The organism is Litoribrevibacter euphylliae (assembly GCF_042646085.1).
Classification (GTDB): domain Bacteria; phylum Pseudomonadota; class Gammaproteobacteria; order Pseudomonadales; family Litoribrevibacteraceae; genus Litoribrevibacter; species Litoribrevibacter euphylliae.
In genome coordinates this window covers 349,528-369,959 of record NZ_JBHRSZ010000004.1, presented here as the reverse complement: position 1 = coordinate 369,959, position 20,432 = coordinate 349,528, and the positions used below count along the sequence as shown (strand labels likewise).

General features: G+C 41.9%; 24 protein-coding genes and 2 tRNA genes. 6 read left to right on the top strand and 20 right to left on the bottom strand.

All coding sequences use genetic code 11. From position 1 onward, the window contains the following. Positions 1–36: 36 nt before the first annotated feature. The 3 genes from lepB to ACFOEK_RS09190 form a co-directional block, all read right to left on the bottom strand. Positions 37–840 (bottom strand): signal peptidase I, encoded by an 804-nt coding sequence (gene lepB, locus ACFOEK_RS09200; RefSeq protein ID WP_386719515.1) that lies wholly within the window; start codon positions 838–840, stop codon positions 37–39. Between the two features lie 80 nt (positions 841–920). Then, entirely contained in the window at positions 921–1,808 is an 888-nt protein-coding gene (locus tag ACFOEK_RS09195) for a TIGR02285 family protein (RefSeq protein WP_386719512.1), read from the bottom strand. Positions 1,809–1,938: 130 nt separating this feature from the next. Further along, positions 1,939–2,430, bottom strand: coding sequence for a pyridoxamine 5'-phosphate oxidase family protein (locus ACFOEK_RS09190; RefSeq protein ID WP_386719509.1), 492 nt, complete (start codon positions 2,428–2,430; stop codon positions 1,939–1,941). Positions 2,431–2,679: 249 nt separating this feature from the next. On the opposite strand from ACFOEK_RS09190, the gene ACFOEK_RS09185 reads away from it, so the two are divergent. Further along, on the top strand, positions 2,680–3,456 hold the full coding sequence (locus tag ACFOEK_RS09185; RefSeq protein WP_386719506.1) for a substrate-binding periplasmic protein: 777 nt from the start codon (positions 2,680–2,682) through the stop codon (positions 3,454–3,456). Between the two features lie 32 nt (positions 3,457–3,488). Here ACFOEK_RS09185 and ACFOEK_RS09180 read toward each other — a convergent pair whose 3' ends face one another. Further along, positions 3,489–4,025, bottom strand: coding sequence for a heme NO-binding domain-containing protein (locus ACFOEK_RS09180; RefSeq protein WP_386719503.1), 537 nt, complete (start codon positions 4,023–4,025; stop codon positions 3,489–3,491). A 100-nt stretch (positions 4,026–4,125) separates the two neighbouring features. After that, positions 4,126–4,758 (bottom strand): TetR/AcrR family transcriptional regulator, encoded by a 633-nt coding sequence (locus ACFOEK_RS09175; RefSeq protein WP_386719502.1) that lies wholly within the window; start codon positions 4,756–4,758, stop codon positions 4,126–4,128. Positions 4,759–4,940: 182 nt separating this feature from the next. Here ACFOEK_RS09175 and ACFOEK_RS09170 point away from each other — a divergent pair, with 182 nt between their 5' ends. Beyond that, positions 4,941–5,978, top strand: a complete 1,038-nt coding sequence (locus tag ACFOEK_RS09170; protein ID WP_386719499.1) for an MBL fold metallo-hydrolase — start codon at positions 4,941–4,943, stop codon at positions 5,976–5,978. A 7-nt stretch (positions 5,979–5,985) separates the two neighbouring features. Here ACFOEK_RS09170 and ACFOEK_RS09165 read toward each other — a convergent pair whose 3' ends face one another. Continuing rightward, positions 5,986–6,807, bottom strand: coding sequence for a hypothetical protein (locus ACFOEK_RS09165; RefSeq protein ID WP_386719497.1), 822 nt, complete (start codon positions 6,805–6,807; stop codon positions 5,986–5,988). A 90-nt stretch (positions 6,808–6,897) separates the two neighbouring features. After that, positions 6,898–7,476: a TetR/AcrR family transcriptional regulator gene (locus tag ACFOEK_RS09160; protein ID WP_386719494.1), complete on the bottom strand. Its 579-nt coding sequence runs from the start codon at positions 7,474–7,476 to the stop codon at positions 6,898–6,900. 285 nt (positions 7,477–7,761) lie between these two features. Between ACFOEK_RS09160 and ACFOEK_RS09155 the strand changes: the two genes are divergently transcribed. Further along, positions 7,762–8,535 (top strand): sigma-70 family RNA polymerase sigma factor, encoded by a 774-nt coding sequence (locus tag ACFOEK_RS09155; protein WP_386719491.1) that lies wholly within the window; start codon positions 7,762–7,764, stop codon positions 8,533–8,535. Positions 8,536–8,642: 107 nt separating this feature from the next. On the opposite strand, the gene ACFOEK_RS09150 is transcribed toward ACFOEK_RS09155, so the two are convergent. Beyond that, positions 8,643–9,080, bottom strand: coding sequence for a PACE efflux transporter (locus ACFOEK_RS09150; protein WP_386719488.1), 438 nt, complete (start codon positions 9,078–9,080; stop codon positions 8,643–8,645). 104 nt (positions 9,081–9,184) lie between these two features. Here ACFOEK_RS09150 and ACFOEK_RS09145 point away from each other — a divergent pair, with 104 nt between their 5' ends. Then, positions 9,185–10,066 (top strand): LysR family transcriptional regulator, encoded by an 882-nt coding sequence (locus ACFOEK_RS09145; RefSeq protein WP_386719485.1) that lies wholly within the window; start codon positions 9,185–9,187, stop codon positions 10,064–10,066. Positions 10,067–10,100: 34 nt separating this feature from the next. Here ACFOEK_RS09145 and ACFOEK_RS09140 read toward each other — a convergent pair. Together ACFOEK_RS09140 and ACFOEK_RS09135 are read right to left on the bottom strand one after the other, a co-directional pair. Next, positions 10,101–10,177 (bottom strand) — tRNA-Asp (locus ACFOEK_RS09140). Positions 10,178–10,188: 11 nt separating this feature from the next. Next, a tRNA-Val gene (locus ACFOEK_RS09135) sits at positions 10,189–10,264 on the bottom strand. A 367-nt stretch (positions 10,265–10,631) separates the two neighbouring features. Between ACFOEK_RS09135 and ACFOEK_RS09130 the strand changes: the two genes are divergently transcribed. Beyond that, positions 10,632–10,886, top strand: a complete 255-nt coding sequence (locus ACFOEK_RS09130; protein WP_386719482.1) for a hypothetical protein — start codon at positions 10,632–10,634, stop codon at positions 10,884–10,886. Here the strand turns inward: ACFOEK_RS09130 and ACFOEK_RS09125 are convergent. The 10 genes from ACFOEK_RS09125 to ppsA all read right to left on the bottom strand — a co-directional run bounded on the left by ACFOEK_RS09125 (position 10,866) and on the right by ppsA (position 19,303). Continuing rightward, positions 10,866–11,600, bottom strand: coding sequence for a YjbF family lipoprotein (locus tag ACFOEK_RS09125; RefSeq protein ID WP_386721535.1), 735 nt, complete (start codon positions 11,598–11,600; stop codon positions 10,866–10,868). The two genes, ACFOEK_RS09130 and ACFOEK_RS09125, sit on opposite strands and share 21 nt — an antisense overlap. Next, positions 11,506–11,757, bottom strand: coding sequence for a ComEA family DNA-binding protein (locus tag ACFOEK_RS09120; RefSeq protein WP_386719479.1), 252 nt, complete (start codon positions 11,755–11,757; stop codon positions 11,506–11,508). The genes ACFOEK_RS09125 and ACFOEK_RS09120 overlap by 95 nt, the downstream gene beginning before the upstream one ends. A 214-nt stretch (positions 11,758–11,971) precedes the next feature. Next, positions 11,972–12,670 (bottom strand): orotidine-5'-phosphate decarboxylase, encoded by a 699-nt coding sequence (gene pyrF / locus ACFOEK_RS09115; protein ID WP_386719476.1) that lies wholly within the window; start codon positions 12,668–12,670, stop codon positions 11,972–11,974. A gap of 21 nt (positions 12,671–12,691) precedes the next feature. Continuing rightward, the gene (locus ACFOEK_RS09110; RefSeq protein WP_386719473.1) at positions 12,692–13,846 is read right to left on the bottom strand and encodes a tetratricopeptide repeat protein; all 1,155 of its coding nucleotides are present in this window, start codon (positions 13,844–13,846) and stop codon (positions 12,692–12,694) included. 12 nt (positions 13,847–13,858) lie between these two features. Then, a complete protein-coding gene (locus tag ACFOEK_RS09105) occupies positions 13,859–14,158 on the bottom strand; it encodes a LapA family protein (protein WP_386719470.1) in 300 nt (99 codons plus the stop codon). Next, a complete protein-coding gene (ihfB, locus tag ACFOEK_RS09100; RefSeq protein WP_386719468.1) occupies positions 14,158–14,460 on the bottom strand; it encodes an integration host factor subunit beta in 303 nt (100 codons plus the stop codon). Before ihfB ends, ACFOEK_RS09105 begins: the two co-directional genes overlap by 1 nt. Before the next feature lie 223 nt (positions 14,461–14,683). Continuing rightward, a complete protein-coding gene (locus tag ACFOEK_RS09095; RefSeq protein WP_386719465.1) occupies positions 14,684–15,580 on the bottom strand; it encodes a diguanylate cyclase in 897 nt (298 codons plus the stop codon). Between the two features lie 116 nt (positions 15,581–15,696). Continuing rightward, positions 15,697–16,182, bottom strand: a complete 486-nt coding sequence (gene rraA / locus ACFOEK_RS09090; RefSeq protein ID WP_386719462.1) for a ribonuclease E activity regulator RraA — start codon at positions 16,180–16,182, stop codon at positions 15,697–15,699. Between the two features lie 15 nt (positions 16,183–16,197). Continuing rightward, entirely contained in the window at positions 16,198–16,881 is a 684-nt protein-coding gene (locus ACFOEK_RS09085) for a hypothetical protein (RefSeq protein WP_386719459.1), read from the bottom strand. A gap of 55 nt (positions 16,882–16,936) precedes the next feature. After that, the gene (gene ppsA, locus ACFOEK_RS09080; protein WP_386719457.1) at positions 16,937–19,303 is read right to left on the bottom strand and encodes a phosphoenolpyruvate synthase; all 2,367 of its coding nucleotides are present in this window, start codon (positions 19,301–19,303) and stop codon (positions 16,937–16,939) included. A gap of 307 nt (positions 19,304–19,610) precedes the next feature. Here ppsA and ppsR point away from each other — a divergent pair, with 307 nt between their 5' ends. Continuing rightward, positions 19,611–20,432, top strand: coding sequence for a posphoenolpyruvate synthetase regulatory kinase/phosphorylase PpsR (ppsR, locus tag ACFOEK_RS09075; RefSeq protein ID WP_386719454.1), 822 nt, complete (start codon positions 19,611–19,613; stop codon positions 20,430–20,432).

Below are 20,432 nucleotides of genomic sequence, written 5' to 3'. Positions count from 1 at the left end.
TATATAGTTATTACTTCATTATTCAGACTAAAACACTTACTGAACGCTCTGCCCTAATCGACTCATCTGCGAAGACATAACAATATCCGTGACGCGGCCAGCCAGATTACTCATAGGTACCGAGCCAAAGAAGCGGCTGTCCTGGCTTTGATCACGAAAATCCCCGAGCACAAAGAATTGACCTTGTGGAACAATACGTTCCTCCATACTCAAGGAATATGGCATTTGTCGAAGAGCTTCCGGCACTGAAAGCGCATCGGCAAGCTGACCATTTAAATAGACCTTACCATAGATGATCGAGATCCGATCTCCACCTACTGCTGCAACTCGGCTAACCAAAGGAAAAAGAGCCTCTGCCGATTCATAAAAAGCAATCACATCTCCACTCTCCAGCTGCTTGTCTCTGGTATCAATCAAAAGGAATTCGCCTCGCCTCACCGAGGGCGTCATAGACTCAGTCTTTGCTACCGTCGCACCCACCCCCAAAAGATTGTTGTTGGTATAGGCCAAATAATTAAAACCAAGCTGCCATACTAATACAAAGCCAATATATCCCCACCATGCGTTATACACTTTCGGAGCGTAGGATTGGTCGCATTGTTTGGCCAAACGAACCGAATGCCATGCAACCCCAATATACAATAGAGCAGACCATGCCATAAGGGCATAAGCACCAAACGCGGTTGATAGTAGACCAAGCTTTCCAAGTAATATGATAAGGCCATAGATAATGGCTTGAATGATGACGGCTTGCTCAAAACGGCCAACATAAAGATGTCCTAAACCGGGATAGATAAGACTTAAAATGCCTGCAGTAACAGGGCTTCGTTGATACAGCATGGTGTACATCCTTTTACTAAAGCCGAATCTGAAGCGGCAGAAGGCACTAATATAGCCAATACTGACCGTAATCAAAATGGTTATGACGCCTTATTTATTCCATAAACAAGGAACTGTTCATTGTAGGCTTTTTCAAAAGAGCCTTTACTCAAGTCATCCAGCCACTTGGTAAAGTAAGATTTGTATTGTGGTGTCGGTCGTATTTTAATCAAGACTGCATTGATTTCTTCAATAATGCGTTTGCCCCATGGAGTTTTGGAGCATGCTACAAAACCAAAGTCATAGCTATTTCGTTCTTTCAGCATAATGTTGAAAACTTTATTTTCCGCAGCCAGATTACGTTGAGCGAAACCCGATTCCAACGGCGACCCCAAAATATAATCCACCCGACCATAAAGCAACATATTGAAGAGCCCTTGATAAATGTCGTCACCAGAACGACGTTCCAAACGTGCCGTTCGCTCATACTGCTTTAAGATCTTATCCAACGACTTACCATAAGAGCGACCTTTCGATATTCCTCCCATTAAATCCTGCCGAATCAAAACCTCTGAAAATGACACCATCGGGTTTTCATCAAATAGCTCAAAACTCTCCTCTTTAATGGTCAAGCCAACAGGTGGGAACATCGTGGACGGGACTTGTGAAAAATACGCAACAGCTTCACGTTTAGGAGTTTTGTACAAAGAGGCGTGACAAACTTCCTGACCTATTCGCATCACCTCTTTTACACGTGGTAAGTTCATAACTCTTTCACTGTGCAAATAGTTCGGCATGTGTTGCTGAATGAGCTGAGAAACCTGATCGACAATCCCTTGGTTGTGTAATTTTCCCGCTTGGATATGGTAAGGAGGAGCATCCATCTCTAGCCATTTCAATGTATCTTTGGCACAGACAAGACTACTGCACATCAGCAAACCAAAGCCACATAAGAAACGCAAGAAACAAATAAATCGGGTAAAGGACATCACTACAACTTCAGAGACTCATTAGTCTACTATAGCCGATAGTTGTAATTGGGGGGATAGAGGAACAAGTAATAGACAAGAGCAAAGGATTGATCTCTTATCCCTGCTCTTGCAAAAACTAACTGAACATTTAATTCCAGAGATGCTCCATCATTTTTGGATATTGAACAGGTCTGAAGTCAGTCAGAGAAATATCCCGAACTTGGGTAAAGTCGGACCATAACAGCTTACTGCCTTTCGTCCAACTCAACGGTTTAATACGTTGATGGACGGCAGATTTCTCTTCTTCCGTAGCCTCACGCAATTCTCCAACCGTACCGTACAGGCGAACACCTGGCGCAGAGGAGAATTTACCTTTTAAGAACGAAGAGAACCAAAAGGACCGCTTTGTATTCACAGCCATTAGGCAAACATTTGGGTTGGACTTTACGTTCTTCGCAAATTGAGAGGTATAAGAATCGAAAAAGTAAGCGGTGTGATCATCTCTAAGAAATACGGTGCCTACTGGTGTGATGTTCGGAACACCATCATCACCTACAGAAGCGATAGCGCAATGCATGCTTGAACGCTGGCCTTGGGTTACTAGATTTACAATTTCTTTCCAATGTTGAGTCAGTGTCATACTACTCCTCCAATGAAAGTAAACGGACACCAAAGACTCTGCACGATAATATTGAGTAAATCAATCAAATGATCAATTTACTTAACATTAGGATAAAGACAAGATTCTCATCAGTGGTACTCTTTAAATTACGTTGGCTATCCCTTTACCCAGCCGTCTCAGAAAGGTTGGCATTTATTACTACCTTCCCTCATTCAATAGATGAGTCTGCTAAGCTCAAATACATTACAACCGTCTGATAGTCGTGAAATGCAACGAATTTCTCTCTTTCTAATCTTCATAATCTCTCCTGCTCTGGTAATCACAGATGAAGTGCCAACACGTCTTGAGATTGTCTGTGAAGAATGGCAAAACTACACCAATAAGGATGGTAGCGGCCTCTACTGGGATATTCTGCGAGCCGTCTATAAGGGACAAGACTTTGAGTTGAGCCTAAAAACCGTTCCCTGGAAACGAGCCACAGCTCTAGTACTTCAAAATAAAAGAGATGCAATTGTAGGAGAGTATTACCTCGAGAAAAGTCACTATTTATACCCAGAGCTTCACTTTGCAGTTGAAGATCCTGTAGTTGCGCTGTTTAAACCGGTTCTTAAAGATGGAGATTCTTTGTTTATTGATGATAAACAAGTCGGGTGGATTCGAGGGTATGATTTTGCGAAACGACTGAACACCTCGGTTAATTACATAGAGCTAAATAATATTCTACAGGGAATTAAGTTACTCAAAGCTGAACGAATTGATCTCTTGCTTGATTATGAACAGAGCTTAAAGCTTACTGCGACTCGAGAAGAGATCGACATCAGCAATTACGAATTCACACCCGTTTTACCAGGAAAAAAGCTGTATTTGGCCTTCGCAAAGAATCATCGTTCAATCAAATTCATTCGTATCTATGAACAACAAATGCTGGAGCTGTATAAATCAGGAAGACTTGCTGAGCTCTATGAAAAATGGGGCCTCACTCAAAAATACCAATGGTTTGAAGCATCTCTTAAGAGTTCAGAGATCGAATACCAAATTCATTGAATCGTGTTATAGCATCAAACCAGTGAATCAATCTAATGAATCAAAATCACGATTTCACAATAAGCGGCGCCATGGTGCATACAAATGGGATGGCTTAACTCTATCTCTGCATGGAAAAAATCCGCCGCTCCCTCAATTAACCCTTCAGCCAGATAACACAGCTTACGCTCTGAACGATAAAACATAGTGAGCTGATTCGCCTGTTGAATGAAGTCAATTTTTGGAACCTGTACTTCTGGATAGAGACGTTGTACATCTTTATGAATCACACGACCGACACTGATCATGAAACTTCTGAAGCTCATATCGTCTTGTCGCGCTTCTGGCATAAAGTCGAGCAATTGGGGAAATAAATAACAGCCAAACTCTTTAATAAGCTCAGTGGAAGGTTGTCCAACATAATCCGCCAGCAGGCTGAATATCGCCAATAACTCACCTGTCAGGCAGCCTTCTGGCTTAGCATATTGAAATCTACTATTTAGGTCTTCTGGAACGACCTCATCCCATACCCTCTGGCCGAAACACTCGACGATAAATCCCTGAAGACCTGAGAGATAAACGTTTAACACAAGAATCCTCCTTATTCCCTGGATGATTCAGTGAGTATAGATTCTTTAACGCATGGAGAAAGTATTTAACGTATCAAGAAAACCTTGAAACAGGTGTGTTTCACTCCCCCCCATAATAGGAAAGAAAAATATCTGCTGCTTGTTCAATAACTTGCTGACATGTTTCGTCATCAGGAAGTCCTTGGCCTTTGATGATCATTGGCCAGAACAGCTCCCCTTTTATCAGACTAAAGAACTGGTTGGCAGCGCGTGATGCGTTGGTGATTTTTAGCTGACCAGCATCATTGGCCTGCTCAAGAAACTCAAGAAATCCTGCTTCTGTTTTTTCGAGTTCAGACAATACCTTAAGCATTTTTTCCGGATCACGGATGGTTTCAGATAAGATTAAACGAGTCAGCGGTAACGTATCCTCATTAGTGAACAATTTCGTTTTAAGCTGTGCGATTTGAATGAGCTGCTCTCGAATAGATCGATGAGGATCAAAACGTTGCTGCATGATCTCTTGAGTGTAAGTTAGCAATTGAAGAATGATCGCAGAAAATAACTCTTCTTTGCTGGGAAAGTGGTTATAAACAGTACGCTTCGAGACCCCAGCTTTGGCAGCCACAGCATCCATACTTGTCGCAAGAAAGCCCTGCTCAACAAAGGTTTCTGTTGCGGCTTCTAAAATTGCGAACCGCTTTTTCTCTGAAACAGAGAGCTTTCTTTGGGGATCAACGCCTTGATCAAACATCAACTTTTGTGCCTTATCTATTTAACCATTAATCCATAATTTTACACTTATTAGTTTACTTTTCAAAAAACACAATTACACTACACAGTGTAGTTTATTCAATAAATGATCAAATTATGCCTAAAAGAAAACGACGATTTACACTGTTCATCAGCACAATTCTTCTTATGGGAGTATCCGTCATGTCCGTTAGTTCTCTAGATGCAAAAGCCCCGACAGCACTCGAAAGTGAATCTCAAAACAGTTTCTATCGAGACGGTAAATTTCATAATGAATCGAATACGACAGTTAAGTTTGAATGGAGCTCCATCCTTAACTACGCCAAAGAAGTGTTTAAACACAGAAACATCGAGACAGAACCCAAAGGAAACATCCCGGTACAGCCGCTCTTGACCGAAAACATATTGTCCACAGCCGATGACAGCATCTGGCGGATTGGTCACTCTACCTTGCTCATAAAGATGTCAGGAAAATTGATTCTCCTGGATCCGGTATTTTCTGAACGGGCATCCCCCTTCCAATTTATTGGGCCAAAACGTTTCCACCAACCACCTATCACCATCGAAGCCTTACCCTTGATAGACGCAGTTGTGATTTCTCACAACCATTACGATCATCTTGATAAACACAGCATTCAGAAGCTCAGTGACAAGGTAAAGCATTTCATCGTACCACTCGGCAATCGAAACGATCTGATTGCTTGGGGCGTTGATGACCATAAAGTCACAGAAATGGATTGGTGGCAGGAGTTCCATATCAATGAGATCACCCTCGTTAGTACGCCCTCTCAGCATTTTTCAGGTCGAGGTATAAATGACAAAGATAAGACGCTCTGGTCATCCTACGTCATTAAAAGCCCCGACAGCCGAGTGTTCTTCTCTGGTGACACGGGATATTTCAAAGGCTTCAAAGACATTGGTGAAAAATACGGCCCTTTTGATTTAACCTTAATTGAAACTGGCGCCTACAACCCGAACTGGGCTGCAATTCATATGCTGCCTGAACAAAGTCTGCAAGCGCATTTGGATCTCAAAGGACAACGAATGATGCCTATTCATAACGGCACTTTTAATCTGGCACTGCATTCCTGGAAGGATCCATTTGAACAAATTACGAAACTGGCAGAAAACCATCAGGTTGAGTTATTAACACCTGAGATGGGCGCACCTTTAACCATCAAAGGCAATGAAAAGACCACTCACTGGTGGGTCAACCTATAGGATGATACTACTGGTAGCGAGCAATGATGTTTCGTAATTGACCGGAAGCTTTTAGACGCAAAATCTCGGCATCCAGCAATGCAACAATGTCTTCATCAAGCCCTGGCGAATAGGCTAGATGAATTGAATAATCAGGTATCACGCTGGACATATCGATTCGATAAAACTGTGTTTTAGGCGTATTCAATTGCTTAAGGTTGTAATCGATTCTGCTTTCCATTTCGATAAAAATCGAATGTTGGTGATCCCGTCTGACTAACCTAAAAGCAGAATCGTAACTCTTAGCATATTGGGTGGTCATTTGGTGCTGATTAAGAAAACGATCTAAACCAGGGTAATCAAAGCCAAACAATAGAACAGCGTTTTTACTCTTAAATTGGGAGAGTTGGAAGATATCAAAGGAAGCGTCTTCAACACTTTTTGAAACTAAAGCGACATGATGAGCATAAGACACCGGAGTGGCAGAAAGACGCTCCGATTGAATACCCGACCATGCCGGAGAGCCTAAAGCAATCCATTGACCGTCACGAGTTTGTTCCATCTTTCGGATCATTCGACGAAATGGCAAAGCCTCAACTTTCCAAACAATGTCTGCTTTGGAAAGTACTTCAGCGACGAGGTCAGAGACCACACCCTGCCCGTCTGAGGGCTCACCATCCATCTGAAAAGGTCGAGCCTGCTGGGTAATAACAAAGTAAGTCAGCCTGGGCTTCTGCTCTTCCGCCGAAGCAGAAAAAGTCTGACTTAGGCAAAGTAAAGCGATCACACAAAGAAAGATTCGAACAGATACGAAACGGTAACTATGATGCTTACAATACATACGATGCATAAAAGACTCCCTGTCTTTCACTTTCTTCTATAAAACATCGTATGCAGCAGAAATGCAAAGCCTAAATAAACTAATTAGTATTGAGTAAGATTATTTACAGGCAACGGCCTCAAGCAAAACCACCATCATGTCCTTGGCAATTGCTGCGGCCTCTTTCTGACCAACGGTGTGCGCATAAACAATGGCTCCGTCCATCAGTAAGGCGATTTGGACAGAAAGTTCTTTGCTCTGCGGAATATTGGCTTCATTCAATAAATTTTCGATATAGCTTTGAGTCGACAACTTATGTTCAGTTGCCAATTTATGTATCGGATGATTACAACAGGTAAATTCAGCACAGGCATTGATGAAATTACAACCACAGAATGAATCTCTTTGAATCCATTCATTCAGGGCGTCGAACATGGCTCTTAACTTGCCACATGGCTTATCGGGATAGGACTTGGAAAACTCAGCGACTCGGTCATCCATCCATTCTGAAAATCGATCATGGCGCATGCGTAAAACTTCAAGAATCAACTCATCCTTAGACTTGAAATATTTATACATTGTTGTTTTGGAGACACCAGAAACGGACTGAACCATGTCTATTCCAGTGTTATGAAAGCCATGCTCATTGAAGAGATTTAAGGCTGTTTCAAGCAGCAATTCTTTTTTAGTTGAGGTCATTTGTTAGGTTCACTTACTCACACAAACGCGTAAAAAGCGTATGAGAAAAAACGAAGTTATTAATGCATAGGTTACCACAATCATCACAAAGTTCGTTTTATGTGATCGAATTTTTAAATTAAAAACGTCTTGACTGAACAGATCTGTACACTTAACCTAGTCACAAATGTACAGATCTGTACACCAACTATTTTACTCGGCTTTTTACCCTTATGCGTGACCAGACCGCTTAAAGGAATTTAAACCCCAAAACCGCCGTTTAGCAGATAACATTAGGAGAGAAAGATGATCAGCAGCACTGTCGAACAACCATGCTCAGGTAGCTTGAACAATCTTAACGACTGCCAAAAGAGTCAGCTCCCAGAGAACTTGTCGAGTGTTCAATATGCATTTCAGCTGGATCAGATGCTAAAAACGGCGAAAGCGGCCAACGAAGCCAGTCATGAAAAAACACTGACTCAAGATCAAATCTGGGTTCAGCAATTTCAATCGGGTAAGACCGAAGTGTTTAATCACTTAGTTCATAAATATGAACGTAAATTGAGAAACATGGTATCTCGGATCATCTTTCACCGAGACGATGTGGACGACATACTCCAGGAGACCTGGTTAAGCGTTTATAAAGCTCTGAAGAATTTCCGAGGTGATGCTCAGTTCTATAGCTGGCTCTATCGAATCGCTCAGAACACAGCAATCTCAGCGGTCAAACGTGAAATTATTAAGAAGAAGGCGTTTGAACCCTCTTCTTCTGACAAAGAGTTTCTACAGGATTCATATAATGAAGACTCGCCTCTGAACCTGACAAATCCAAGTTATTCGCCAGAAGAACACTTATTGGATCAACAACTCACAGAAAAGTTAGAGGAAGGCATCAGTCAGTTATCCAAAGACTTAAGAGAAACCTTTGTTTATAGAGAAATGCATGGCTTAAGTTATCAGCAAATTGCAGATATTCAAGCCATTCCAATCGGAACTGTTCGCTCTCGGATCAATCGAGCACGAGACATCATTACTCACCAGAAAGGGCTTGAAGATATTAATCTTGTTCCTGCCATTTAGTAAAAAGAAAAACGGAGAGTATTAAGCTCTCCGTTTTGTTTATCACGCCCTCTTCCAACAGTGGCTTTGAATACCTAAAGAAGCCCACACACAGCACCAGGATGTTATTAAAGAGATAAGCCAGCTTTCTGTCCTACGTTTACAAACCACTTATGTCGAATTACATCATAGATCCAGTTAAATGATACGGCATAGATTAAGAAGAAAACCACGACCCCAATATCCATCAGCAATACATTCCAGAATCCCATGTCCATGACCCACATGATAACGGGGAACGAAAATATCAGCATTCCTAATTCAAACAAGACAGCGTGCCCTATTCTGATTCTTAATCCCCTGCTCGCTCGATCTTGACCAAATGCTCTATCAAACAAAATGTTAAAAACGTAGTTCCACGCCATTGCAATCAATGAAAGGCTTAACGCCAATCCGGTTAAATGCATTGGATCTCGTCCGGTCACAAGAAACGCCAGTGCGGACAAGATAACTAAAGCAACCACCTCAAACAGAATACTGTGGAATACGCGTTCAGATTTCGACATTACTACTACCTCCTAAATAATAAGCGGCAGTATATTTCGATTGCAGATACTTAAAAGTGAGTTACTATCACTTTTACTTATAGATAAAACCGAGCAACTTTCGAATGCAAAATCTGGAATATTTACGAATGTTTGTAATCGCAGCTGAAACAGGCTCTTTTTCTGCTTGCGCCAGAAAGTTAAATAAAGCCCAGTCTGCTATCAGCCAAGGTATTGCCAATCTTGAAATCGATCTTGGTTCACAATTATTTGATCGAAGCAAACATCGACCCACACTTACACCGCAAGGGGAACGACTGCTCAATTACGCGAATGCCGTATTGATGCAGACGGATGAATTACTCACAGCAGCCAAGGCCATGACTTGTGATCAGGAAGCCAGTCTCGTATTGGCTATGGACGATGCGATTTTCTCCCCTTCACTACAATCGATTTTATCTCAGTTTACCGAACGTTTTCCTGCAACGGCGTTGGAAATTCTATCGATTGCAAGTCCGGACGTTGCTACGACGGTTCAATCAGGAAGAGCTGACATCGGGCTAATGTTTTGTGACTTTGTCTTCCCTAAAGAAGTTGATCTGTGCTTTTTAGGCAATTTGCCGTTTTATGCTGTTGTTAGCCCAGAGCATCCATTGGCACAGTTAAAGTCAGTAAAAGTGTCTGATCTGCTTCCTCATCGACAGATTCTTTTAAAAGGGGTCGATGGACGCGAACTCGCCCAGTTTGCGCCTCTTTCAGCTCAACGCTGGTGGAGTAACAACTTCTTTATGCAATCGGAGTTAGTGAAACAAGGAATGGGATGGGCTTATCTGCCACAACACATGGCAGAACAAGGTATAGAAAATAAGAGTCTGAAAGAATTAACCTTGAGCTTCGATCACAAACCTTGGAGTCCTCCGATCGACAGAGTTATGCAAAAAAACAGAACACCTGGTCCAGCACTTAACTGGATGGCAGAAAATCTAAAAAGCTTGATTGAAGATTAATGTGTTATTGCTAACAACATAAAAGAAAGGAAAATGGCGGAACAGACGGGACTCGAACCCGCGACCCCCGGCGTGACAGGCCGGTATTCTAACCAACTGAACTACTGCTCCGCAATGAGATATGGTGGGTGGTACAGGGCTCGAACCTGTGACCCTCGCCTTGTAAGGGCGATGCTCTCCCAACTGAGCTAACCACCCGAAATCAACAGTACTGATAACTGCCTCTCATTTCGTGGAGGAGTATTCTACATAGCTACTAATTCAATGCAAGCCCTTTTTTAAAGTTTTTAAGCAGCATGCACATTTACATCTATTTCTTACTTAAATCGGTAAAGCTAAGTGAACAAAGGTCGATATTGCTGTTGATAAGAGTAAGAAGTGCTTAAACAATCATTATCGAATAGCAAAGAAGATGAGCGAAAGATCATATAGTAATGACATTCAGTTACTTGTTTGGATATTTGCTTACTTAGTGATATATGTTTTAAAAATTTTTCTCACTTTTAAAACATATTAGAAATGTGAACCAGTTATAGTTTTTATATCAAAATTTAGGTTTCAAAATATGCTAGGTAACACATTTGAACAATGCATCAGTATTGCGTTCATGGCCGAAGAGGATCATGACTACGCTGCTGCGCTTAGCTATCTGATCAAAGCCATGAAACTAGCACACTCAGCTGAAGAAGCTTCACAGTGCAAAAGCGCTATTAATATTTGTCTTAATGAATTAGAAGTGCAAACTCCTCACACTGAAGAGCTTCTAATTTTGAGGAAATACTGTATGGATAATCCTCAATCAGCGAACATTCTGAGTTAGAAACGCAGGCGTTTTTGGATCAACAAACTGCAGTGTTTGCCTTAACTTTCCAGTACCTTTATCAAACCAGAAATAATTTGCTTCTTCCCAGTACAGTTTTTCACTTTTAAAGCGCTCTACATAACGATCGGTTTCGAACGTTTCCCCTAGAATTTCTAATGTTTCTGTTCCATCGAACTCAAAGGTTGCCCGAAAAGGCGTCGCAAAAAAGTTACCTGGCTGAAAATCAACTTCGTAATAAACTTCAGTATTGAACGGTAAACCTTGCTGAATTTGCCAGATTGGATCTTGATGACGAGATTCAAACCCCATCCGATTTATAGGAAGGTTGGCTGTTTTCACTATACGTCCGTGACGAGTCACATATAAGGAATAGTCAGCAGCAACCCAGTGAACGTCTTCATTTGAAGTTTTAGAATGAACGACTAAAGACTTTGGACCTTTGCCGATTTTTAAAATCATAGAGGCATAGGGAATACTATCTATGTATTCCCTATCAAATTGTGCATCAGGGTGGCCAATAAAAGCCATTTCGAGGGACTTACCAACAACCCCTAAAGATGAATTACTGGTACAGGCTGACACGCCTAATCCAATAACAAGAATCCCAACAAGCTTACTATTGAGAAGCCAGAATCGTCTTATTTTTTTCAACCCAAGCGGCAGAGATTCCTTTAACTTTCTGAAGCTCATCAACGGTTGAAAAACTTCCATGACTTTCACGATATTGCACAATCCTTTCAGCTATAACAGGACCGACTCCATTGAGTGTTTCCAACTCTTTTTGAGAGGCACTGTTAACATTAATGACTTCACTTGCCCAAAGAGCAAAAGAACTCAGAAGTGTAATGAACAAAAAAACTATTCTCATATTTATCTCCTTTAACGTGTTCCCAGAAGGTAACGGAGATAAATCTAAGTGCTGACACAGAATCTCATCAAATCGTAATTTTGTATGACTGATATGATAACAATGGCTTAATCATATCCATTCAAAGTTACTACTTACGAGCGCTGGTTTCAGCCTTCTCAGCATATATAAAACGAAAAATTACCAATTCATCATTAAAAGAATCTATAGCGACTTAGGCATTTTTAATGTCACTTAAAATATCCTCTAAGGTCTTAACCGGATTTTCAGACTGAGTGATTGGTCGCCCAATGACCAGATAATCACTACCATCTCGCACAGCGTCTTGTGGCGTGACAATACGTTTCTGGTCATCCGCAGAAGCTCCCATCGGACGAATTCCTGGAGTAACTAATTTAAACTCAGGAGAAACCACCTGCCTTAACATTGGCGCTTCTTGAGCAGAACAAACAACACCATCAAAGCCACTCTTCTCAGTTAAAAGCGCCAAGCGTTTCACATGATCGATCGGCTCTACGTCCAACCCAACACCTGTAAGGTCGTCTCTCTGCATACTGGTCAAGACAGTTACCGCAATCAGCAATGGTTTATCTACCCCTTTCTGATCCAGTAGTTCAACCGTCCTTTCCATCATTTTCTGACCGCCTGATGCATGAACATTTACCATCCACACACCCATTTCAGCAGCTGCCAATACAGCCTGAGCGACAGTATTTGGAATATCATGAAATTTCAGATCTAAAAAGACATCAAAACCAAGCCTATGAAGGCTTTCAATAATAGCAGGGCCAGACCGAGTGAAAAGCTCCTTCCCAACCTTAACGCGACATAATGATGGATCTAGCTTTTGCGCCATTGCTATCGCTTCATCGTGACTTGGATAATCCAGTGCAACTACTATTTGTTTGTTCATACAACCTCGTTAATATCGCGTTTATTCTGCTTCTAAACCAAAAACAGGTCGAATTGATTCCCACTTACGGCAATTAGGACATTGCCAGTACAACCGACTACTTTGATAGCCGCATTTTTGACACTGAAACTTACTACGTTCCTCAATAATTTGAGAACATAAGTTTCGAAACATCTTAATCGTAGCTTGATCATGTTCCTGTTCTGATTTGAGGTGCAAGTCTACCAATTGAACCAGTCCAGGAATAGAGGGACGAATTTTTAAATACTCAGTAAGAAAAATCAGTGCTGCATCTTTTCCATCCTGCTTTTGAATTAATGAAACTAACTCAGCAACAACGGAAATTGAAGGATTAACCTGATACCAATCCTCAAGCACCTCTTTATAAGAAGTCAACCAAAGCCCCTTTTCCTGAAAACATCGCTTTAACAAAGGTAACGCAACGGGTGTCATGCTTTGATCCAGCATAATCAATCGCTTTAAACGTTTAAGCGCTTTTCTTGGATGTCCTTCCCTCAAATGTGTTTGAGCAAAACTAAAATGTAACATGACGCTCTCAGCGTGATACTTTTCAGCCAAATTCAAATAAGAATAACTTTCACTTGGTTTCGCTTCAGACATCTCACAGCAAGCACCAACAACCCTGATGGCCAAACTTGAAGGTAATGACTTAAACCTCTTTGCCATCTCTATAATTTGCAACCATTCCTTTTGTTCTTCCCAAATCGTAAACAACAAGGCCTGCACTGCTTCGCCAGACTCATGCTGATTCGCCTCCAGAAGCAACTGTTCAGCCCGATCATGCAAACCACCACTGTAATAATCCTGGGCAAGTTCCACATGGACTTTTTGACGCATTTCTTCGGAAAGATCAGGACGGGCCAGTAACCTTTGATGGACAGTAATAGCACGATCCAGCTCTCCCTGCTTTCGAAAGAGCTTCGCAAGAACAAGCTGAAGTTCAACAGATTCAGAATCGTCTTCAAGAAGAGTAATAAAGTGATGAATCGCCTGATCAGGCTGTTCATTAATAAGGTAATTTAAACCCTTAAAATATTTGGAAGGGAGATTACTATCGGAATGATGACGAACTTGGAAAATGCCTTGATAACGGCCGATAAGCCAGCCTACTGTAAGCGACAGAAATATTGCTAGAAAAATAAGCAGATCGCTCATTAGAGAACCACATTATTCCTTTAAGCCCAGTAACCGTAACTTGTCTCTCTCTTTTTCCACCAGCTTTAGCTGACGCTTTACTAAGGCAAGCTTCGATTGCAATGTGAGCACACGAATTGCAGTTGCAAAAGCCCCCACCAACAAGCCAATAGAGAAAATAGCCAATAGCAGGAGAGGTAAACTGATTCCACTCAATTGCCAACGATAAAAGCGTACATCAACTATATCGGGATTATCACCAACGAAGACAGCACCTGTTATGAATACAAACGCCATCAATAGAATAAAAAAGACGGGTTTAAAAAATCTCATTAAAGTTTCTTTTCTTGCATCAACCCGTCATTCACCTGATCTCTTAAATCTTTGCCAGGTTTGAAATGAGGCACATACTTTCCAGCGAGCTCTACTGGATCGCCAGTTTTAGGGTTTCTGCCTTTGCGAGGCTCACGATAATGTAGAGAAAAACTTCCAAAGCCTCGGATTTCAATACGTTCACCGTTTGCCAGTGTCTGAGCCATGTGTTCAATGATCGTCTTAACTGCCAGCTCAACATCTTTCACCGACAAATGACTTTGGCGAGCAGCTATTCGTTCAATCAACTCTGATTTTGTCATTTCGGCCCAAGCCTCTTTATTGGTTATTTTAAATCAAGTTAGCACAAAAACTATGGATGAAAAAGTAAAGTTATAATCAAAATCAAAGATTTACATACCTAAGTGCATCAAAGGTCGAAGATTTATCTTCTAACCTATTCTGTAACCTCTAATCATGCCCCTATATCAATTTACAATAGGTACACACCTTAAAAAGGAACACTTAGTGACGTGACTGATTCGATTAGTGACTGATTCGATTTCGACCTTCGCTTTTCGATTTATACAGCAGCTCATCCGCACGATTCACCAGCTTTTCAACCGGTTCATCCTCATGACTCTCAGCAACACCGCCGCTGATAGTAACTCTAAGCCCCTTCTCATGCATATCAGTCTGTTCAATGCCTTCCCGAATACGTTCAGCAAGCATTTGAGCATTTTCTAACGATGTTTCAGGACACACGATCATGAACTCTTCACCGCCATATCGCCCAGCAATGTCCACTTGCCGAACCGTATCTTTGATTATGTCTGAAACCTTTTGAAGCACCGTATCACCCACTTGATGCCCCCAAGTGTCATTCACCTCTTTAAAATGATCTAAGTCGAACATAATCACGGAGAGAGATTTATGATAGCGACGGCTTACTTCTTGTGAATAACTCAGTTGCTCAAACATATAACCATGATTAAACAAGCCGGTTAGGTCATCATGAATGGCTTTCTCTTCAAGCTCTTTATTTTTCTGTTCAAGCTCTTTCATTAAGTTATTAATACGAACTTGAGTTTTAACGCGAGCCAACAACTCAACGTTAATAAAGGGCTTGCTAATAAAATCCACCGCTCCAGCATCAAAGCCAGTAACGACATCCTCTGTACTGTTGCGCGCAGTTAAAAAGATCACTGGAACATTAGCAAGGTCTTCCAATTCCTTGAACCTACGGCATGCTTCGAAACCATCCATTTCTGGCATCATAATATCTAGAAGGATCAGGTCAGGCTGTACCCTAGCCGCCACGTCTAATGCCTGAACACCATTGGTCGCTACCGCTACTCGGTACCCCTCTTGAGATAACACTTGTCCTAGAACCTGAAGATTCTGAGGAACGTCATCTACTATTAATATCGTTTCCTGCGACATAAAACCTTAAATACAATAGACTTTTTGTTAGCTTAGCTCAGAACTATTAGTTTAGACCATACAAAAAGAGCCATTATAAAAATGGCTCTCTTAGAGAATAAAACTTTACCTTTTGATTACTCAGGCATCGAAAGTTCTTTCTCAGATAAAATCACGCCATTGTTATCAGCATACACAAACATACCCGGCTTGATGGTAACTCCAGCGAAAGTAACATCCACATTCAGATCGCCCAGGCCGCGCTTATCCGTTTTACGAGGATGCGTATTCAACGCCTGAACACCTAGATCCAGCTCCATAATCGCATCAACATCACGAATGCAACCGAAAATTACTAGCCCTTCCCAGCCATTCGCTACTGCTTTTTCAGCCAGCATATCCCCCAGTAAGGCCGCGCGCATTGAACCGCCGCCATCAACAACCATTACTTTACCTTTACCAGGCTGAGCCACTTGTTCTTTCACAACAGAGTTATCTTCAAAACACTTAACAGTTACCACTTCACCACCAAAAGATGAACGACCGCCAAAGTTATTAAAAATAGGTTCCAATACTTGTACTTCAGGATACTCGTCACACAAGTCAGGAGTAATATATTCCATTCTCAGCTCCAATAATTAAGGGGTTAATAGGCGCGTAATCATATCAGAAGAAATCACATTGGTACGAGCGCTACTTAGCCCAACGCCTTCGACAGCGACTTTATACATCAACCTTGCAAGATCACGACTCTCGGTTGGTCGATACTTCTGCATAAACTTCAGATTGAACAGTGGGGTCATCAATCCACTCAACTTAATAGACACGCCCTCTAAGAAACGTCTCTCATGCCGATCCCCCTTCAACAACGACGGACGAAATATCGTTAATTGATTAATATCCAACACTCTTAAATCTTCTTCCAATTGCCCTTTAACGGAAAGATAAAAAGAACTGGATGCAGGGTCAGCGCCTAACGAGGAGATTAATAAAAAGTGATCACTTTTATTCTTGAAGAGATTCACCAATTTCATGGGTAGGAAATAATCGACTTTTCGAAAAGCATCTTTGCTTCCCGCCTTTGAAATCGTAGTACCTAGACAAAGAAACACATCCAAAGAGCCTGGAAGGTGCTGTATATCTTCAGCAGAAATCTTTTCTAACGGTAATTCCGTAACCGTCAGCTTTTCATGTTCTACTTCCAACGACCGACGAGTAAATGCATACACATTGGCATAATGCTCAGAATCCAACAACTCGCCTAATAATTGAGAGCCCGTAAGTCCTGTTGCACCAAAAATAACCGCAGCTTTCTGAGTCATATCCCTATATCTCTATGAGGCCAGCTCAATATTGGCTGACCTCTTTTGAATACATTTATTTGTCTTTATCAGCCAAGAAAAACCAGGTATCCAGTACGGAATCAGGGTTTAGAGAGACACTATCAATGCCCTGTGCAACCAACCACTGTGCCAGATCAGGATGATCAGAAGGACCCTGTCCACAAATACCGATGTATTTATTCTCTTTTTTACAAGCTTGAATCGCCATCGACAACAAAGCTTTTACCGCTTCATTCCGCTCATCAAAAAGGTGTGCAATAACGCCTGAATCGCGATCCAAACCAAGCGTTAACTGAGTTAAATCATTCGATCCTATCGAGAAACCATCGAAGTGTTCTAAGAATTGCTCAGCCAGTAACGCATTTGCGGGAAGTTCACACATCATAATCAATCGTAAACCGTTTTTGCCTCGCTCCAGGCCATTTTCAGCCAACAGTTCAACGACCTGCTCGGCTTCACCCACGGTACGAACAAAAGGCACCATGATTTCTACATTGGTTAGGCCCATTTCATCACGCACTTTCTTAAGCGCCTGACACTCCAGCTTGAAACAGTCCTGGAAGCTTTCAGAAATGTAACGAGACGTACCACGGAAGCCCAACATTGGGTTTTCTTCTTCCGGCTCGTACAAACGCCCACCGATTAAGTTTGCGTATTCATTGGATTTAAAATCAGACAAACGAACAATTACTTTCTTAGGTGCAAACGCGGCAGCTAACGTTGAAATCCCTTCAACCAGTTTTTCAACATAGAAATCTACAGGATTGGAATAACCCGCCATTCGACGTTCTACAATACGTTTGACATCGTCAGGCAGAGTATCGAAGTTCAACAGTGCCTTAGGGTGAACCCCAATCATTCGATTAATAATAAATTCAAGGCGCGCAAGACCAACACCTGCATTTGGTAAGGCTTGGAAATCAAACGCTCGATCCGGGTTACCTACATTCATCATAATTTTAAAAGGTAACTCAGGCATGCTTTCTACTTTGTCCGTTTTACGCTCAAAGTCCAACATACCATCATAGATAACGCCGGTATCACCCTCTGCACATGAAACAGTAACCGACGCTACTTTTTCCAAACGCTCTGTGGCATCACCACACCCAACAACAGCAGGAATACCTAGTTCACGCGCAATGATCGCCGCATGACAAGTACGACCGCCACGGTTCGTTACAATCGCTGCCGCACGCTTCATCACAGGTTCCCAATCCGGGTCTGTAATGTCGGTTACTAACACATCGCCGGTCTGAACTTTATCGATATCTGAAATATCATGAACAATACGAACCGGGCCGGAGCCAATTTTGTGTCCGATACTGCGCCCTTCGGCAATCACTTTTCCTGTTTCTTTCAACAGGAAACGCTCCATTTGTGTGTTAGAGGTTCGGCTCTTTACGGTCTCTGGGCGCGCCTGAACAATGTATAACTTGCCATCATCACCGTCTTTTGCCCATTCAATATCCATAGGCCGTTGGTAGTGTTTTTCGATGATCATGGCCTGTTTTGCTAATTCAACCACTTCCTCATCAGTAATAGATAACTGCTGACGGTGAAGTTTTTCAACAGGGATAGTTTCAACGGTCTTACCCACTTCCTGAGAATTGGCATAGACCATTTTGACCGCTTTTGAACCTAGGTTACGACGAAGAATGGCCGGACGACCAGCTTCTAGCGTCGGTTTATGTACGTAGAACTCATCAGGGTTAACTGCACCTTGAACAACCGTCTCCCCCAAACCGTAAGAGGAAGTAATAAACACGGCATCACGGAAACCAGATTCCGTATCCAAGGTAAACATAACACCGCTACTGGCCGATTCACTGCGTACCATTCGTTGAATACCCGCAGAAAGTGCGACTTGCTCATGATCGAAACCATAATGCGCACGGTATGAGATAGCTCGATCATTAAACAAAGAAGCGAACACTTCTTTGATGGCCTGAAGAACGCCATCAATTCCCTTGATATTCAGGAAGGTTTCTTGCTGACCAGCAAAGGAAGCATCAGGTAAATCTTCAGCGGTCGCAGAAGAACGAACAGCAACAGCAATATCATTTCCTGCAGACAGTTGCTCAAACCCTTTTTGAACATCAGAAAGAAATTCTGCAGAGAAATCAGCCGTCATAATTAGCTGTCGAATTTTAGAACCAATGTCAGCTAGTTGAAGGACATCAGCTACATCAAGTTCTTTCAGGAGGGCATTAATTTGGTCAGCCAAACCATTAGAATGAATAAAGGTGCGATAAGCATGAGAGGTTGTAGCAAAGCCGTTGGGTACAGAAACACCAGCACCGCTCAAGTGACTGATCATTTCCCCAAGAGAAGCATTTTTACCCCCTACTTGTTCGATATCCGACATCCCCAGTTTATCGAACCAAATAATATTCTCGCTCAAGATCGCCTCCTGTCTGTAACTCTGTTCATGACTGTAACTGCCATTCCCGAATCGGGTACTCAAAGAATCAAGCAGCTTAAGTCATCTAATCCGCAGTATAGTACTGGAAAATGCCCTTCAAAAACTAGCGCAGATCAATAGAGTGAGCTCTTTATCCTAAAAACAGAGTATAGGTAGAATTTTGTCTTTCGATGAGATTCTCATATGCAAATAAAGACGCTGCCCCTATAAAGCCTTGGGAGTTCCTGACATCAAGCTAAATTAACCGTTATACTGACATCATTTCACAGACGAGATGCATCATAGTATGAAAAGGACTGTTTTCTTTATTTCGGACGGTACAGGTATTACCGCAGAAGCCTTAGGTAATGCACTTTTAACTCAATTCGAAGGCATCGAATTTGATCGAGTTCTCCTGCCGTACATTGATACTATTGATAAAGCACGAGCCACCCTAGAGCGCATTCATAAAGCCAACAACAATGACGGCGTTCGCCCCATCATCTTCGATACCATTGTGAATAAAGAAATCCGTGAATTTATCCGTACTGGTGACGGTTTTCCGATTGATATTTTTGAAACTTTTCTCTCTCCGCTCGAACAAGAGTTAGGTCACAGCTCGTCGTATTCTGTTGGCAAATCTCACTCTATTGATGAAGAAAACCGCTATAAGGGTCGAATAGATGCCGTACACTTTGCCATGGACAACGACGACGGTGCTCTGACAAAAAACTACGATAAAGCAGACATTATTTTGGTCGGTGTATCTCGATGCGGTAAAACTCCAACCTGTATTTATATGGCGCTGCAATATGGTCTTTGTGCGGCTAATTACCCATTAACGGAAGAAGATATGAAAGAGGGGATTATTCATCTTCCTAAGTTTCTAGAGAACAACAAACACAAACTGTTTGGCCTAACTATTGACGCTGAAAACCTATCAAACATTCGAAATGAACGTCGTGCTAACAGTCGTTATGCGTCCTTAGCACAATGTGAAATGGAAGTGGATTTGGTAGAAGAGTTATTTATTCGCTTTGATATCCCCTATATCAATAGTACTTACTTTTCTATTGAAGAGATATCCGCAAAAATTCTTGATATCACAGGTATCGAACGCAAGAATTAA